Genomic DNA, 17,690 nt, shown 5'->3' with positions numbered 1-17,690 from the left:
CTCCTAAACGCGGGTGGCGAACTTGATCTTGCGGCCGAGAGTGTTCGGTTGTGCCTGGGAGATGATCGTTTCCTGAACCCGCTCGCGGCTGCTGCGCACGATCTCCATCGCCTCCTTCACCGCGACGTCGATGTCCATCACGGTGGGGATGTCGAGCATCGAGACGATGGATTCCAGGCGCTGTTCGGGGGTGCCGCGCACCGTCACCACCGGCTGCCCGAGCTCGCTGATCGCGTGCAGCAGTTGCCGATCGGAGATGGCGCGGTAGCGCTCGTCGACCGGCCGGTGGCCGTCGGGATCCATCGGCACCTCCACCGGGAGGTGGAAGAAGATGTCGTAGTTCTGCCGGGCCCGCTGCCGGGCCATATCGCCGTAGGCGTTGAGGTAGCGGCGGTAGAACGGCCGGCCGGGCAGGGTGAGGGTGTTCTTGACGGCCTTGTGCCACCGGGTCGACCCGGGGTTCGGGCCGGTGATCAGCCGCGTGGTGCCGTAGACCCACTCGTTGAGCACCGAACCGTCGGCGATGAATCCGCCCTGGGCATCGAGGATCGCCTCGGCCTGGATGCGCAACTCCAGCCTGCGGAAGCCGAGCGCCATCAGTTCGGTGGTGCTCAGGTCCTGGAACCGCATGCCCGGATAGAGTTCGGTGACCACTTCGCGCGCGGACGAGGCGTCCACCCGGGGAATCCCGGTCAGCAGGGACAGCGCCGTGGAGGTCGTGGTCTTTCCGGTCGAGTAGGTCCCGGATATCACGATGCGTCGATAATTGTTTCCCGACATGGGGGTGCCTTTCTGAACGTTCGGAATTGCGCGGGTTAGGCGGGCAGTCGGTGCGCGAGGTCGTATCGGATCTCGCACCCGGCGAAGTCCGACGCCCAGCTGGAGATGCGCCAGTCGCCGCCGCCGAAGGCGAGGACCATCGATCGCGCCATGTGCGTGGTCGCGGTGCCCGAGGTGAACGGTGCCGGGGGAGCGGACGCGCGGGCGGTCATCCGGCGCATCCACAGCGTCTCGCTGTCCTTGCGGGCGATGTTGTCCAGTTCGTAGAGCACGACCTGGGACAGCTGCGCCAGGATCACCGTCGCGTCGACCAGCGTGACCGAGGGCTGGTAGGCGTCGGCCACACCGTGCCACGGCCCGGCCGGATCCGGTTCCGCGAGCGCGAAATCGGCCTGCGCCCGGCTGCCGCCGTCGGAGACGACGACATTGCGCAGGTACTGTCCGCGGGCGTACACCCCGCCGTGGAAGTACCCCCGGCCCGTCTCGTGCACGGTGTGCCGTGCGGCCTGGGCCGGACGCGGTGGCGCGGGCAACGCCACGGTGGCCTCCAGGCTCATACCGCCGCCCAGGGCTCCGGTGATGCTGATCGTGTCGCCCTCCACCGCGACCACCGTCGCGCTGATCGGGAACTCCTCCAGCGACTCCGTCGCGATGGTCCCACTGCTGAACTGGACGAAAGGAACCCAGCACGAACGGATCTCGCTGTCGGTGAGTCCGTAGCACTCGCGCAGGATCACCTCGAGCAGCCGGTAGCCGAAGATCGAGCAATCGATGCTGCTCACGTGCGGGACCAGCACGCGGGTGCTCTTGCGCGACCAGTCCAGCGGATAGTGCACTCCCGCGGTCGCCGTCAGCCGGGGACGGTCCTGCGCGTCGCGGTCGAGGGTGATGTCGAAGATGCGGTGGGTGATCCGCTTGTAGCCCTCGCCGAAGAAGCGCCCGTCGCGGTGCCCCAGCACGGTGTCGATATCGGCGTAAGCGATGAGTTCGGTGGACATGTGGGTGCCTTTCATGCCGCGGCCTGCGCCTGGGCGGGCTCGGCGAACTGGCTGACCACCTTGGCGCCGATGCCGCGCAGCGACAGGCCCCGGCTGAGTTCGAGCGCGGAGATCTTGACGTCGAGTTCCTTCTCGGTGCGGGCCCCGAATTCCATCGCCATGAGCGAGTCCATGCCGAGGTCGGTGACCGGCTCGTCGATGTTGATGGCGTCGGTGTTCACGCCGAGCACCACCGCGAGCTGATCGGCGAGGCGCTGGGCGACGAAGTCGGCGCGCTGTTCGGCGGGCAGCGTGAGGATTTCGGTACGCAGCGCGCCGCCGGCCTCGCCGCCGACGCCGATGTCAGCGAGCAGCTGCCGGAAGCGACGGGTGTCGGTGGACGGCCGGGCCACCCGCGACCACACCGTCCAGTCGATGTCCGCCACCGCTACCTGGGTGGTGTCCAGCGCCAGGCATTCGCGCAGCAGAGCGGTCGCCCGGTCCATGTCGATGGGCAGGAAACCGATCGACTTCACGTAGTCCACCAGCGCCTCGGTCTTGTCGGCCATGCCGCCGCCGCTCATGAAGCCCCAGTTCACCGACAGTGCCGCGGCGCCACGGGCACGGCGGTCGGCGGCGAGCGCGTCCAGGGCGGCGTTGGCGGCGGCATAGCCGATCTGCGGGGTGATGCAGCCCAGCGCGCTGATCGAGGAGTACAGCACGAACATGTCCAGCTCGATGCCCGCCTCCTCGACCGCCCGGTCCAGATGCTGCGCTCCGCGCACCTTGGCGAACAGCTCGTCGAGCGATTCCCGGGTGATCTGCGGGATCGGCAGGTTGTTCACCACTCCCGCCGCGTGGAAGATCCCGCGCAGCGGCGCGACCGACCGGATGCGATCCACCAACGCGGCCGTCGCGGCGTAGTCGGCGACGTCCACCCGCTCCTCGAGCACCGTCACGCCCGCCGCGGTGAACGCCGCGACCTGTTGCCGGGCCTGCGGGGTGGACGCGCCGCTGCGGCCGACCAGCACCAGCTTCCGTGCGCCCTCGGCGACCAGCCACCGGGCGGTGGCCAGGCCGAAGCCGCCGAAGCCGCCGGTCACCAGATAGCAGCCGTCCGGGTCGATCCGAGGGTGGGCGAGTCTCGGGCGCACCATCGGCTGGTCCTCGCGCAGGTCCAGCACAACCCGGCCGATCTGATCGGATCGTGCGACGGACTCGAACGCCGCGGCCAGCTCCGACACCGGATAGGCCGTGTGCGGCAGGTATCGGTAGGCGCCCGCGCGCAATGCCGCGTGGCTGGCGCGCATCGGCGTGCGCAGCAGTTCGGGATCGTGGGCCAGCGCGCGGTCCATGTCGACGGAGAAGAACGTGAGGTTGCGGTCGAACGGCCCCAAATCGATGACGCCGCCGGTGTAGATGTCGGCCTTGCCGATGTCGACGACGCGGCCGAATTCCGCGGCCACCCGGAAGTTCTGGCGCAGGATCTCGCCGGGCGCCGAACTGTAGACGACGTCGACGCCGCGGCCGCCGGTGAGATCGGCGATCTGGTCGACGAAGTCGGCCGACCGCGACTCGAACACGTGGTGCGCGCCGAGCGCGCGCACCTGCGCGCGCCGCTCGGGCGTGCCCGCCGTCGCGATCACGGTGGCGCCGATGTCCAGCGCGACCTGCACCGCGGCCATGCCCATGCCGCCCGCCGCGCCGTGCACGAGCACGGTCTCCTCCGGCCGCAGGCGCGCCAGCGTCCGCAATCCGAATTCGGCGGTGAGATAAGGCAACCCGGATCCGCAGGTCAACGGATCGTAGACCTCGCCGGGTAGCAGCCGGTGCGGCATGGTCGCGCCCGCGTCGGCGGGCATGGTGACGTACTTGCGGAGGATGTCGCGGGCGCACACCATCATCCGGTCGCCGACCGCGACATCGGTGACGCCGGGGCCGACACGCTCGACCACACCGGAGCCCTCCATGCCGACCGTCGTGCCGAAATACGTGCCCGCGATCTCCTTTTCGGTGAGCACGCCGATGACCTTCATCGCGTCCTTGTAATTCAGCCCGGCCGCTTCCATCCGGATCTCGATCTCGCCGGGTCCCGGCGCGACCCGCTCGGTTTCGCGCAACGCCAGATCCGACATCAGCCGCGACTTGGGAATCTCCACCACGAACGAGGCTTCCGGATCCGACAGCGGGGTGGCCCGGTTGCGCTCGTCGAGATACGTGCCGAAATTCCGGTCCAGCCGCACCGCCCAGTGATCGGTTCCCCGCACACCGATCTCGTCGAGCACGTCGTCGGCGAAGACGAGATCCGCCAGAGGCGTTCCCGAGCGCGAGGACGCGTCGACCAGCCGCCAGCCCGCCGCGGGTTGTTCGTTGAGCAGCGCGCGCCGCGCCCCCACCAGTGCGCCGTGCGCCACCTTGGCGGCGCTGTCGGCGGGCGTGCACAGCGCGTCCTCGGTGACGACGACGCTGCGGACCCGGACCTGCGGCGCGTCGGCGAGCAGATGCTCGACCGCATTGGCCACACGCGCGAGCCAGTAGACGTTGCGCGACCCGTCGAACGCGTCGCCGAACACGCTGACCACCCGGATCCGTTCGGCGATCGGTACGCCCTCGGATGAGCGCAGCGCCAGCCGCAGGCGCTCGTCGTTGTCGTCGGCTTCGGGGTCGGCGAGCACGACGGTGACGGCGGTCCGCTCGCCCAGCAGCGACGCCGCACGGTCGGCGGCGTCCGCGCCGACGCAGACGGCGACCACGGCCTCCTCCTCGGCGGGCCGCGCACCGGACGGTGTCTCGACGATCTCCCAGAGCGGCTGGTAGAAAACGCGATCCAGCTGATGGGTGACATCGATCGCCGCGCTGACCGGACGGAACTCGACGCCGAGCAGCCGCATGGCCACCTCGCCCTGTTCGCCGACGATCGCGATGTCGGCGCGCAGCGGGTCGACTCCGCGCCGGGTCACCACGACACGAGGTCGCTCCGGCAGCGGGCCCAGCCTGCGCACCCCGGCGATGGCGGCAGGCACGATCGCCACGTCGGTGTCCGAGTCCGCTGCCAGCGCGGCGACGCACTGCAACGCGGCGTCGACGAGGGCCGGGTGGGCCAGGTGCCGGATCGGCGTCTCCTCCTCGATCGGCGCGAGCGGGGCGACCACCGCGTCCGCGCCGACGACGGCCGACACGATGCGCTGGAAGGCGGGACCGTAGTCCAGCCCACGCGCCGCCAGACCGCGATACAGATCCGGGCCAGCGACGGTGACGGCGTGCTCGGGGGCGTCGACATCCTCGACCGCGGCGGTGAAATCGGCTTCGATGAGCCTGCCGTGGGCGTTGAGCGTCCAGGTGGCGGCGGTGGCCGAGCGTGAGCGGATCTGGAAGCGCTTGGTCGACTCCTCCACGCTCACCCGCAGTACCGGGATGTCGTGCTCGTCGATCACCAGCGGCGCGACGAATTCCACCGACTCGAGGCCGAGGCTCGTGCGTCCGGTGCGCTCGACGGCGGCGCTGAGCGCGGCATCGAGATAGGCCGCGCCGGGCAGCACGACATGTCCCGCCACGACGTGGTCGCGTAGCCAAGGCAGCCGCGACACCGAGAGTTGCACCTCCCATTCCGGGCTCCCCGCCGTCGTGGGATCGCCCAGCAGCGCGTAGCCGTCCGGCCTGCCCAGGCGATCGAGCAGGGTCACCGCCTCGTCGTGCCAGACCCGCTTGCGCTGCCACGGGTAGGCGGGCAGGTCGAGGTGCTCGACGATCGAGTCCGGACGGCCCGGCACTGCCGAACCGTCCAGCGAGCCCGCGACATACAGGTCCGCGACGGCGCGCAGCACGTTGTTGCGATCGCGCAGATCGCGCGAGAGCGTGGTCACCGCGGCGCCGATCACGCCACGATGGATCAGCATCTCGCGGATGTTGCCGCTGAGCACCGGATGCGGGCCCACCTCGAGGAAGACCCGGTGACCCGCGTCGACCAGCGCTCCGATGGCGTCGGCGAACCGGACCGGCTCGCGGACGTTGCGGCACCAGTAGTCCGCGTCCCAGTCCGTGCCCGCGATCTCGGCGGCGGTCACGGTGGAGTACGTGGTGAGTTTCGCGTCTCGCGGCGCCAGTTGGGCCAGCGCCTCCCGCAGATCGTCGAGAATCGGGTCCATCAGATGGCTGTGGTACGGCACCTCGACCCGCAGGCTGCGCGCGAATGTGCCGGTGGCAGAAAGCGTGTCGCGCAGCAGTTCGAGGTCCTGGCTGTCGCCGGCGAGGGTGACCGCGCCGGGGCTGTTCACCGCGGCGATCGAGATGCTGTCGGTGCGGGCGAGCAACTCGCGCGCTTCGCTCTCGGACATGCCCAACGCGAGCATGCCGCCGGTGCCCGCGGTGGTCGCCTGCAGTCGCGCGCGGTGATAGCTGACGGTGAGCGCGTCGCGAAGCGAGAGCGCGCCGGACACGTACGCGGCGGTGACCTCGCCGACGCTGTGCCCGACGACCACCGCCGGATACACGCCGTACTCGGCCAGTTCGGCGGTCAGCGCGGCCTGCAGCACGAAGTTGGCGGGCTGGGCGTACGCGGTCTGCATGATCCGCGAGCCGTCCTCGTCGGCGAGCATCTCGTCCAGGATCGACCAGCCCGCGATCGAGACGAACTCACGGTCGATCTCCCTGGCGACCTTGGCGAACGTGCTGTCGGTGGTGAGCAGCTCGCGGCCCATGCCCCACCACTGCGGGCCCATTCCGCTGAAGACGAAGACGGGTTCGACCTCTCCGTCGCCGATGATCCGGGACGGGGCGCGACCCTCTCCGGCGGCGAAGGCGCGCAACTGGGTGCGCAGATCGTCGGCGTCGTCGTAGGCGAAGCCGACCCGCAGCGGGTGGTGGGCGCGGCGGGTCCAGGCGGCCGCGGTCACCGACTCGGCGGGATGCCGGTCGAGCGCGTCGGCGAGTTCACCGGCGAGCGTGCGCACGGCGGTGTCGTGGCGGCCGGAGATCGGCAGCACCCGCGGTACCGGGCGCTCGTCCTCGGTTCGTGCGGCTGCCGGCGGCGCTTCGACGAGTACGGCGTGGGCGTTGGTGCCGCCGTAGCCGAAGCCGTTGACCGCGACCACACCCTTCCCAGGCGCCGCGGACAGCGGTTCGGCGCTCAGCGGCACCCGTAGTCGTAGCTCGTCGAACTCGATCGCCGGATTCGGCGTGATCAGCTCGAATTGGGGCGCGACCGTGCGGTGGTGCAGGGTGAGCGCCGCCTTGATCAGACTCGCGACCCCGGCCGCGGCCTCGGTGTGCCCGAAATTGTTCTTCACCGAGCCGACCGGCACCGGTTCGCCGCGGCCGTCCACCGCGCCGTACACCGCGCCCAGCGCGGACAGCTCGATCGGATCGCCGACCGCGGTGCCGGTGCCGTGCGCCTCGAGGTAGCTCACTTCGTGCGCCGCGACCCCCGCGTCGTCGCGCACCTGGCGAGCGAGTTGTTCCTGCGCAACGGGATTCGGCACCGGTATGGCCATGGTGCGGCCGTCCTGGTTGACCCCCGTCGCGCGGATGACGGCGTAGACGCGGTCGTTGTCGCGCTGTGCGACGTCCAGCGGCTTGAGCAGCACCGCGCCCGCGCCCTCGGCCCGGCCGTAGCCGTCGGCGGCGGCGTCGAAGGTCTTGCAGCGACCGTCGACCGCCAGGAACCGGCCTTTGCACATCGAGATGAACGTCTCCGGCTGCAGCATCGCGTTCGCCCCGCCGACCAGCGCGATCTCGCACTCGCCGTTGGCGATCGCCTGCACCGCCAGATGCGTGGCCACCAGCGAGGACGAGCAGGCGGTGTCGACCGTCAGGCTCGGGCCGTGCAGGTCGAGCAGATAGGAGATGCGGTTGGACAACAACGTGTGCGAGGCGCTCATCGCGGTGTGGCTGGTGATCGCCGAGCGGACCAGCGGACCGCTGCGCCCGAGCACGTTGTCGAGGATGAAGCCGCCGACGTAGACGCCGACCCGGTGGCCGGAGACCCGGCCGGCCATGCCCGCGTCGTCGAGCGCCTCCCAGGTCACCTCGAGCAGCAGCCGCTGCTGGGGGTCGAGGATCGCGGCCTCCTTCTGGGCGATGCCGAAGAAGTCGGCGTCGAAATCCCACAGCGGCTGGGTGAGAAATCCGCCGCGCCGCGTGTACATACGACCCGGCGCGTCCGGATCCGGGTCGTAGTACTTTTCGATACTCCAACGGTCCGGCGGGATATCGACGATCCCGTCGCCTTTGTTCAACAGAAAATTCCAGTAGCTTTCCGCATCGAATACACCGCCTGGAAACCGGCAGCCGATACCCACTATTGCAATGTCGACCATTATTTCTCCTGGCCTTGAATGCGGGACCATGCTGAGCCCCCCGACCGCAGCAGCACAAATATTGTGACGAGCTCCTTCGCTCGAATGCATGCTATTGCTCGGGCGGCTCGGCCGTCAATTGTCTTGTGTTACAGACGTTTCAATTTACGTAACGTCGCCACCAGGGGCGCGTTCGAAAACATCCCTCGTGTGATGCTCGGATGAATTGCGCTGAGATTCATGAGCACGGCATAGCGCAGACCGTGGTCGCGCCAGTGCGCGAGTTGCTCGACGATCTCGTCCGGCGTTCCGGCCAGACAGAATTCCCGTACCAGTGCGGCCGGGACCTTCTCGATGTAGTCCAGGACGGTGCGCTCGTCCAACGTCTGCGGCAGGTAGTCCTGCAGGCCGGTGAAGTCCTCGCCCAGCGGGTGGGTCGCGCCGTGCCTGGTCCACATCTCCCCGGGGGCGCACAGGGTCAGCGCCCGCGCGCCCACGCTCTCGACGAGCGCGTCCACCTGCCCGGGACGGGCGGCGGTGAGCACGCTGAACACGGCGGCCGGCGCGACCGACGACGGGTCGCGGCCCGCGTCGGAGGCCGCGGTGCGAACCAGGTCGAGGCGATGCCGGTATTCGTGTGGGCGCTGCGCGAAGCCGGGGAACCACACGTCGGCGTAGCGCCCGGCGGCCCGCAGCATGCGCGGGCCCCCGGCGGCGACCCAGATCTCCGGACGGGTGCCCCGGTACGGCGGCACGTCGAAGACCGCGTCGCGCAAGGGGAAATACGGGGAATCCCTGGTGACCAGGCTGCCGTGGGAATCCCACAGGGCCCGGATGGTCGCCAGCGCCTCCTCGAACCGTCCGACCGGAGCCGACCAGTCCACGCCGTAGGGCTCGTTGTTGTCCCGTATGCCGGTGCCGATGCCGAGAATGGCGCGGCCCCCGCTCAATTGGTGCAGCGTGGCCGCGGCCTGCGCGGTCACGGCGGGATTGCGGCGGCCCGCGTCGGTGACGCCGACGCCGAGCCGTAGGCGGGCGAAGCGGTTCTGCGCGGCGAGATAGCCCAGCGCCGTCCACGGTTCGTAGATGCCGTCGGCGTGTGGTGCGAGCCGGGTGATGCCGACGTGCCGCGGTTTCCAGATCGAGGCGGGCAGGATCGAGGGCAAATGGTCGGTCACCCAGAGCGAGTCCGCCCCGCCCGCCATCGCCACCGAGCGGCTGCCGCGAAATTGCAGATCGGGCGCGAACCGGGTGTAGACGCCGGAATCCATCACGCCTGTGCGGAATTTCGCCATGTTGTTCCTATCGCACTACTTGGGTACTGGCTCGAGAGCTGCGCTGGTCTCGGTGATTTCGATACGTTCGTGCCACCGGGCGAGCCGACGCGGGGCCCACCAGTTGGCCGCGCCGAGCAGGCGCATCAGGGCGGGCGCGAGCACGCCGCGGATCAATGTCGCGTCGCTGAGCACGGCCAGGGTCAGGCCGAGGCCGAACAGCTGGATGAACGACACGTGCGAGGTCACCATGCCCGCGAAGGCGATCGCCATCAGGCAGGCGGCCGCCGTGAAGATCCGCGCGGTGCGCGCGACGCCGGTCGCCACCGCGCGGGTGTTGTCGCCGGAGGACAGCCACTCCTCGCGAATCCGGGACAATAGGAACACCTCGTAGTCCATCGAGACGCCGAAGGCGATGCAGAACATGAGGATCGGCATGGTCGGCACGAGGTAGCCCGTCGGGGTGAAGCCGAGCGGGCCCGCCAGGTGCCCTTCCTGGAAGATCCAGACCATGGCGCCGAAGGTCGCCGCCAGCGAAAGCGTGTTGAGCAGCAGCGCTTTGATCGGCAGCAGCACGCTGCCGGTGAAGAAGAACAGCACCACCAGCGTCGACAGCACGATCACGAAGACGGCCACCGGCACTTTCGCCGCGAGCGCGTCGAGCGAGTCGACACTTTCGGCCGCCGCGCCACCGAGCAGCGCCCGGCCCGGTGCGGGGACCGCGCGCACCTGGTCGAGTTGATCGATCGCGGCAGGGGAGTACGGGTCGAGCCGGGTGCCCACCCGCAGGTACGTGCCCGCGTCGTCGCGCATCCCGGGCGGCGCGGAGGCCACTTTCAGCCCGCCTGCGTAGACGCCGGCCGCGGAGAGCACGGACGTCACGTGCTCCACTCGTGACAAACGCTCCGCGTAGGCCGCGATGTCGGCGTCGCCGCCCCGGTACCCGGGCATGGCCACGACCACACCGGCCATGGCGTTCTCCCGGAAACCGGTGCGCAAGGCGTCGCCGACCACGTGGCTGGACGCCCCCGCGATGACCCGGTCGTCGGCGGCGCCGAACCGGATGGACAGAAACGGCGAACCCAGCACCAGCAACAGGGCGATCACCGAGAGCGCGGCCACCACCGGGCGGCGCATGACCAACTGCACCAGGCGGTACCACCTGCCTGCGGTGACCTCGACGGGCTCGGGTTGCGGCCGCCGGAGTCGGCGGCGCAGGAGCACCCGCAGGTCGAACGCGTCGACGCGGGGGCCGAGCAGCGCGAGGGCGGCGGGCACCAGCAGCAGCGTGGTGAATACGGCCGCGCCGAGCACCGCCAGCCCCGCATAGGCCAGCGATCGCAGGAAATACAGCGGGAAGACCAGCAGCGTCGACAGCGACAGCGCGATCACCACACCGGAGAACAGCACGGTGCGGCCCGCGGTGCGCGCCGTGCGCGAGACCGCGGAGCCGGTGTCGTGCCCTGCGGCGAGTTCCTCACGAAACCTGCTGACCATGAACAGGCTCGAATCGATCGCGACCGCGAAACCCAGCGCGCTCATCATGTTCAGCGCGAAGATCGACACGTCGCCGACCTCGGTGAGCAGCCGCAGGATCGGCAGCGTCGCGAAGATGTTGAACACGCCGACCGACAGCGGGATCAGCGCGGCGGTCAGGCTGCCGAAGACCAGGATCAGGGCCAAGCCGGTCAGCGGTATCGCGATCGCCTCGGTGACCAGGAGATCGGTGACGATCTGATGACTCATCTCGTCGAACGCCACCGCCTGGCCGCCCGCCCGCACGGAGACGCCGTCGAAGTCGCCGCTCACGTGTTCGGCGATCGCGCCCGCCCGTTTCGGCGCGTCGGTGTCGTCGCCGGTGACATGAGCCAGGACAAGGCCGGCGCGGCCGTCGTTGCCGCGCAGCCCTTGCCGCAGATCCGGCGGGAGCTCCCAGTAGGACTGGACCGCGTCGACCTCGTCGCGGACGCGCAGATCCGCGGCCAGGCGCTCGCCGACCGTGCGGGCCGCGGGGCTGTCCAGCCCGTCGGGCGCGGTGACCAGCAGCACGAGGTTCGGCGCCGCACCCGGGAATTCGCGATTGAGGAACGCCGCGACCTCGGTGGATTCGGTGTCGGACGGGATGTAACCGCCGGACTTCAGGTGGGCGGGCGCCGACCAGCCGAGCCCGACGCAGACGATCCCGATGAGCAGCGCGCCGTACAGGATGGATCGCGGGCGCCGGGTTGCCAGGCGTGCGAGACCAACAAGCATGATGAATGACCTTTTCTCGAACTCCGGCGGTGGCGAATGCCGATGCGGCCGGGCGCTATTCGGCGGCGCCGGGATCGATGTAGCTGGCCAGCGCTCGCCATTCCTTGGCATTGCGGCTGGCGAGTTCGGCGACGGCCGGGATGCAATGCGGTGGGACCATGGCCACCAGCGTTGTCCACACTTCGCGCTGCATCGAATGGGTGTGCAGCCAGCGCAGCAGGTCACGGCCCTGCTGGCTGTGCCGCATGGCCGGGTCGCGGGTGAGCTGTTGCAGCAGCAGCGCGCTGCCCTCGGGCTGTTCCGCGGTGTTGTCGCGATCGCAGGACCCGGTCTCGCGCAGGCGTTTGCGGATCGCGTGTGCCGTGCTGATGGATACCTCGGCCGCGGCGGCCAGCGCGCGCAGCGGCATGTCCGGCGAGGCCGCCAGCAGCTCGGCGACCCGGCGCCTGCGCTGCGCGCGGTCCAGCGGCCTGCGCCTGCCGTCGGCGCCGACGCGGATGTTCGACTGCGGAATTTCCGCACTCGAACGTTGGCGAATCGTGGCCACCGTGCGCGCGGACAGTCCCGCGGTGGACGCGATGGCTCGATCGGACAATTCCGGCATCGCCTCGATGATCCGTTCGGCCGCCGCTTTGCGGTCCGAAAGTGTCAGCGGCAGACCGTGTGTCGTATTGAGCTCGACTCCGCGCAGAAAGGCCTCGGCCGGTGTCCCGTCGAAGAACACGACGTCGATGTGCTCGCGTCCGAGCCATTGCGCGGCGCGCAACCGATGCATTCCGTCGATGACGCGCATGGTGCTGCGATGCACCAGAATCGGCGGTAATTCGGTATCGCTCTCGGCCAGTCGCGCGATATGCCTGCGATCCTCTCCGTTGGACCGCGGCGAATCTGCGGGCAACAGGTCGTCGATCGATACGAGATAGCACGCGTTCGACGCCAGCGGCACCACATCGCCGCTCACCAATTTAAACTCAGCGGACATTTCGAACCCCCAGGGTCGCCCGGAATCAGATCGGTCCTCGATGACCCGATGGCCCATCCGGAACCCAGCTAGGCTTCGACCGACCGATCGGTCACAGCGTAGGTGCGGCCGGTGCACGACACTAGGCTTTTCAGAAAGAGTGGGGAGAATTCGGAAACATGACAGTCATTGCCGACCCCGGTCGCACGGCGCTGCTCATCGCGGGCACCGTGGTGGCGGAACGCGAAGGGCTGCACCGTCTCTCGATCAACGCGGTGGTCGAGGAGGCCGGGATGGCCAAGGGCACCTTCTATCACCACTTCGTCAACCGCCGCAGCTACGTCATCGCGCTGCACCGCCGCTTCTTCGACGCGCTGTCGCAGTCGGTGGCCGCGGCGCTGGCCGGGATTCCGCCGGGGATCGAACGGATCGGCCCCAGCCTGGACGCATTCCTGGACGCCTGCCTGGATGCCCGCGGCACCGAGGCGTTCATGGTGCAGGCGCGCACCGACCCGGATCTGCGCGAGGAGATCCGCCGTCGCCACGAGCTGTTCATCGCGGTGGGACGACCGGACATGGTGGCCGCCGGATGGCCGGACCCCGACGCGGCCTCCCGGATGAAGGTGGCCATGGTCGGCGAGATCTGCCTGGCCGAGCTCACCGCCCGGCGACCCCGTCCGGACCTGCGCATCACGGCCGTCCGAATGCTCACCGCCAACCGCACCGGGCCGCTTGCCCCGGAGTCGCCCGAGGACGGCTGCTCGTCGACCTAGACGGTCGGGCAGTGCGCGGAAAGCTCTGCGGCTGAATATCTCCAGTGTCGCACATCGTGGTGGAGGCCTTCGTTGCCGACGGGACGCTCATGATCGCGGGATCGTCCGCAGCGCTGCGGACGGGACGGCGACAGTCGGCTCGTCGGTTGTTCGGAAACAGCTTGTAGGGTTGGATGGCCGTAACCCAGCACCGACAGAATGAAAAGCTCCGAGCTGGGCGAGATTACGACGGGACGTGATGACACTCCGTAGCTTGGCCGCGGCCACCGTGTTGACGATGGTCTGCGCGGTGAGCGCGGTGACCGGTTGCGGAAAGAATGTCACCGAGGATCGGGTGGCGCCGAGCAGCACCAGTATCGCGCCGACCGGAACGACGACGACATCCACGCCCTCGATCACGGTGAGTTCGGTGGGCGAACACGACCGTATCGTCACCAGCCCCGGCGCCGAGCCATTGATGGCAGCGATCCGGGCCACCGATCCGTGCTCGATGCTGGACCCCGAGCCGTTGAAGTCGATGAACCTGGGAACGAAGTCGCTGTTGCGCGAGGGACCAGGACTCGCCGGGTGCCAACTCAGAGTGGGCGATCACGTCGGCGAACCCGGCTCGAAGGAAGCGCTCTACCTGTTCGAACTGTCACTCGGCGAGGTATACGACGACGATGACCGTGCGCGGGACAAGGCTGAAACGGTCAACGGTCATACGATCTACCGGTCCCTGCTGGCCGACGAGCGTACTGCCGCCGACACCTGCTACTACTACGTGCCCGCAGGGACCACCGGCTACGCGCACCGGTTGCGGTTGCGCAAGGTACCGCCCGACGGTGCGCCGGCCAATACGCCGTGGCCCGAGAAATGCGATGTGGAAAAGAGTTACGTCGGCAAGATCATCGATCGGCTGGACACCCTCGCGCCCCGCGACAAGCCCGCCGATGGGAAGGCGCTGTACGGCAAGGATCCGTGTGCGGCCAGAGACGCCGTGCAGGCTCGGTACAACGATTGGACGCTGAACTCGGTCGGGTGGATCGCTCCGTATCACTGCCAGTTGAGTTTCGCCGAGTCGGGCGCGAAATACAGCTTGCAGGTCGACCTGGAGTACCGCTTGGACGCGGAGCAGAAGGTATCGGCCGGACTGGACGGCGGCCCCTACCGGGCCGCGGGCCTGAGCGGGATAATTCTCCGTTCGACCGTGTACGGTCCCGTGCCGTCGCGGTGTGCCGTCAGCCTGACCTACCGGCCCAGTAGCGACGGCCGCCTGAACGGTCATCTCATCAGGCTCGCGATCGATTGGACCGCGCTCCCCGGCGCCCAATACGGCGATCCCGATCACCCGACGGACGGCAGCTATCCGCCGCTCCCGTTCGATGCCTGCGCCGACGTCGACGATTTCAGCAGCGCCGCCGTGCGGGCGGCGGGCTGACTTCGCTCGGCGGGTTCCCCGGGCGCGGACAGGTCATCGGCGGGATCTCCAGCCGGTCCGAGAGTAGTGTTTCACCTGGCAGAGCCAGGAGCGCGCGTCTCGAGTCGGCAATGCTGCCGGGCGGTCGCGTCCTCCGGGCGGAGGACTCCACAGGGAAGGCCGCGCCATGACTCGAGCAGCCGACGTCGGCGGCACGCGATCCAGCCGCACGGCGTCCATCTGGCAGTATGTCCGCACCGCCCCGTGGACCTTCGCCTGGCTGGCTGTGCTGCTGGGGACCACCATCATCCAGCACCTGGTGCCGCGCGGCGATCTGGAGCGACTGCTGGGTGAGCGTTCCACCAACCTGCGTCACCTAGAGTCCGATCCGGTGCACGTCCTCGTGACCAGTCTGCTGTGGATCGACGGCTACTTCTGGCTGCCCTACTTCGTGCTGTTCTGCGTCTTCCACGCGCCGGCCGAACGGTGGCTCGGCGCGTTGCGCTGGGCGATCGTCGGTCTGGGCGCGCACGTCGGAGCCACGTACCTCAGCGAGGGCATCCTGGCCCTGGCGATTCGCCACGGCTACGCCGATCCCGGGATGATCGATGTCCGCGATATCGGCGTCAGTTACTTCCTCGCCGCGATCATCGGAGTCCTGACCTACCATGTCGCCCGGCCGTGGCGGTGGCTGTACCTCGGCGGAATCCTGGTGTGGTTCGCCATCCCGCTGCTCATCCACCCCACCTTCACCGGCATCGGGCATTTTTCGGCGCTGCTGATCGGGCTGGCCGCGTTCCCCCTTACGCGTGGGCGGACCGCGCCGGACTGGAATCCCTCCGATATCTGGCGACGCCGGATCCACGTCGACCGAGCGCCGAGCGGTCGGGCGCAGGCCACCGGGTCTCGAATTCCGCCGAACGGGCACGGGTAGCGGGGAAGGGGTGGGCGGCCGGATCGTTCTTCCGGCCTCCCGTAATCGGCGGTCGGCAAGTCTTCGGAGCTTATTCCGGGGCCGCGTTCGATTCGAGAGCTTTGTCGTAGGCCTGTCCGGCGTCGCGGACCTTTGTCGCGAGGAATCGCATCCGCTCCGAGGTGAGGTAGCCGCCGCGAAGAGCCGTGCCGTCCAACTCGGCGGCAACCTGGTCCAGCGCCAACCGCGCGAACCGCGTTCGATCGACCATGGCCGAGTTCTACCAGGTAGTTCCGGCAGACGCTATTGCACCACGCGGTGCGTTTCCGAAATGCCGCCGCAGTAGTCCAGCGCCGGCTTCCCAGCAGTGGCGAACTTCTGGCTATCGATCGTCCTATCCTGCTTGGCGGCCGCCGGATCGGGGCCCTGAGCGGTAGGTGAACACCTGATCCGTTCGGGTGGACTACGTGTTGGACAGGCGATGACCCGACTCGTGCACTTCGTGGGCAGCTTGCCCGCACCATTGACGACCGGTGACGGTGACGTGCTGGAGTGGTTCGTCCAGCGCAGCCAGGGCCACCGGCTCACCGGCGTACCGCGGGAACTGGATCCCACCTGGGTCGTGGAGTACCTGCGGGAGCGGGAGAAACACGACGACGTCTTCGAAGTGGTGCGCAGCGGGGACTTCGCCGATTACGCCGACATGCGCGTGTACGGCATTCGCCGGGGCGCCACCCTCGAACCCCGGCACGTGGCGATGGATCGCGCCGACCGTATCGGCGCGGCCGTCACCGCCTTTCGCGCGCTGCGGGATCGACATCCGGAACTCGCCGACACGAGATTGCAGATCAGTCAACCGAATCCGCTGGACTTGGCGTTGTTCGTGTTCGGAGGCGCCGCGGTGGCCGACGGTCTTCCGCTCGGGCGCGCGCTGCGCCACCTCCGGACGGTGACTCCCGCGCTGCGCAACCTGCCGGTTTTCGTGGAGGCCGTGCTGGCCGAGATGGCCCGAGTCACCGCCGAGCACGGCGACATGATCACCTGGCAGGTGGAGTCGCCGATCGCCCAGCTCGCACTGGTGAAGGCGGCGCGATTCGGTGCGCAGGCTCCGGTCGGGCGTCTGGTCGCGCGACAGTTGGCCGATTTCCTCGCGCGGGCACACGATCTCGGCGCGCGAACCGTCCTGCATCTGTGCTACGGCGACTACCAGCACAAAGAACTTCTCGCCCCGCGTAGTCTCGCGCCGGCGGTGCGGCTGTTGAACACCGTCGCACGAGACCTGCGCGCTCGCGCCGTGCCGCTGCCGCCCGCGCACATCCCCTGTGCCTACGGTGCTCATCCTGCCCCGCTGGAGCCTGCGTTCTACCGGCCGCTGCGCCGGCTGGACCCGGACTGGCGCGTCATCGCCGGGGTCGTGTCGCCTGCGGAAGCGCAAGACGGTATCCGAAGCCTGGCCTTGTTCGAAGCGGCCGCCGGTCGATCCGCCTACGGTGTGGCGACGGCGTGCGGCCTCGGCCGCTGCACTGTCGAGGAGGCCGAGCGTGCCGCCGCGGCCACCGTGGCGACCGCGGCGGCGCCGAGCGAGGTCGCGCGAACCGGAATGGCGCGAGACTGACTTCGGTGCAGGCGACGCGCATCACGCCGCCGGAGACTCGCGAAGAAGTAGCTCGAGCGACGCCGCCGCGGCCGACAAGTGCGGTGCGCCAAGGGATCACCTCATCGAGCCTGCGATGGCAACGGACGAAACGGGCACGGGCATGGGGCGGCTCGGGCCGGTACCCTGGTTCCAGGGGTTGTCGCCAGAAGCGCTAAGTTACTGCGAATTTCCGTGATCCCACCCGCGATGTTCTCGGTGTTGTGTACCTTATGTTATCGAAGGTTCGCTTCGTCAGAGGGAGCGGGCCTGGGTCGTGGTTACGGCCCGGCAGCAGGACTCCGTCGTCCCGTGCGGTGCATCCGTCCCGAGACGCGGACGACGTCGAGGATTGGGTGTGGCCGAATGCGTGTATCTGCTCCGATAACGGTCTCGGCTTTGGTTGTTGCTGGTGTGGTGGTGAGTGGTTCGGG

General features: G+C 69.0%; 11 protein-coding genes. 4 read left to right on the top strand and 7 right to left on the bottom strand.

All coding sequences use genetic code 11. The features are described 5' to 3' along the window. Window positions 1-3: 3 nt before the first annotated feature. The 6 genes from ABZ824_RS34325 to ABZ824_RS34300 all read right to left on the bottom strand — a co-directional run bounded on the left by ABZ824_RS34325 (window position 4) and on the right by ABZ824_RS34300 (window position 12,559). Window positions 4-780: an ATP-binding protein gene (locus ABZ824_RS34325; RefSeq protein WP_356968384.1), complete on the bottom strand. Its 777-nt coding sequence runs from the start codon at window positions 778-780 to the stop codon at window positions 4-6. 35 nt (window positions 781-815) lie between these two features. Then, window positions 816-1,778 (bottom strand): AvrD family protein, encoded by a 963-nt coding sequence (locus tag ABZ824_RS34320; protein ID WP_355081178.1) that lies wholly within the window; start codon window positions 1,776-1,778, stop codon window positions 816-818. An 11-nt stretch (window positions 1,779-1,789) separates the two neighbouring features. Next, a complete protein-coding gene (locus tag ABZ824_RS34315) occupies window positions 1,790-8,071 on the bottom strand; it encodes an SDR family NAD(P)-dependent oxidoreductase (RefSeq protein WP_356968382.1) in 6,282 nt (2,093 codons plus the stop codon). Between the two features lie 128 nt (window positions 8,072-8,199). Next, on the bottom strand, window positions 8,200-9,345 hold the full coding sequence (locus ABZ824_RS34310) for an LLM class flavin-dependent oxidoreductase (protein WP_355081182.1): 1,146 nt from the start codon (window positions 9,343-9,345) through the stop codon (window positions 8,200-8,202). A 15-nt stretch (window positions 9,346-9,360) separates the two neighbouring features. After that, window positions 9,361-11,577 (bottom strand): MMPL family transporter, encoded by a 2,217-nt coding sequence (locus ABZ824_RS34305; RefSeq protein ID WP_356968380.1) that lies wholly within the window; start codon window positions 11,575-11,577, stop codon window positions 9,361-9,363. Window positions 11,578-11,632: 55 nt separating this feature from the next. After that, a complete protein-coding gene (locus ABZ824_RS34300) occupies window positions 11,633-12,559 on the bottom strand; it encodes a ParB N-terminal domain-containing protein (RefSeq protein WP_356968378.1) in 927 nt (308 codons plus the stop codon). Window positions 12,560-12,717: 158 nt separating this feature from the next. On the opposite strand from ABZ824_RS34300, the gene ABZ824_RS34295 reads away from it, so the two are divergent. The 3 genes from ABZ824_RS34295 to ABZ824_RS34285 all read left to right on the top strand — a co-directional run bounded on the left by ABZ824_RS34295 (window position 12,718) and on the right by ABZ824_RS34285 (window position 15,644). Continuing rightward, window positions 12,718-13,311, top strand: coding sequence for a TetR/AcrR family transcriptional regulator (locus ABZ824_RS34295; RefSeq protein ID WP_356968376.1), 594 nt, complete (start codon window positions 12,718-12,720; stop codon window positions 13,309-13,311). A gap of 238 nt (window positions 13,312-13,549) precedes the next feature. Next, window positions 13,550-14,731 carry a DUF3558 family protein gene (locus tag ABZ824_RS34290; RefSeq protein ID WP_356968374.1) on the top strand — a complete coding sequence of 394 codons (1,182 nt, stop codon included), beginning with the start codon at window positions 13,550-13,552 and terminating at the stop codon, window positions 14,729-14,731. 166 nt (window positions 14,732-14,897) lie between these two features. Beyond that, complete coding sequence (locus tag ABZ824_RS34285; RefSeq protein WP_356968372.1) at window positions 14,898-15,644, top strand: rhomboid-like protein; 747 nt, start codon at window positions 14,898-14,900, stop codon at window positions 15,642-15,644. Window positions 15,645-15,714: 70 nt separating this feature from the next. Here the strand turns inward: ABZ824_RS34285 and ABZ824_RS34280 are convergent, their stop codons facing one another. Further along, window positions 15,715-15,894 carry a hypothetical protein gene (locus ABZ824_RS34280; protein ID WP_355081194.1) on the bottom strand — a complete coding sequence of 60 codons (180 nt, stop codon included), beginning with the start codon at window positions 15,892-15,894 and terminating at the stop codon, window positions 15,715-15,717. Window positions 15,895-16,104: 210 nt separating this feature from the next. Here ABZ824_RS34280 and ABZ824_RS34275 point away from each other — a divergent pair, with 210 nt between their 5' ends. After that, entirely contained in the window at window positions 16,105-17,238 is a 1,134-nt protein-coding gene (locus tag ABZ824_RS34275) for a hypothetical protein (RefSeq protein WP_356968370.1), read from the top strand. Window positions 17,239-17,690 lie beyond the last annotated feature (452 nt).

It is taken from the genome of Nocardia sp. NPDC047038 (assembly GCF_040644075.1).
GTDB lineage: Bacteria > Actinomycetota > Actinomycetes > Mycobacteriales > Mycobacteriaceae > Nocardia > Nocardia sichangensis.
Note: the sequence above shows the minus strand (reverse complement) of the source record. Positions and strands in the feature narration are given on the sequence as shown.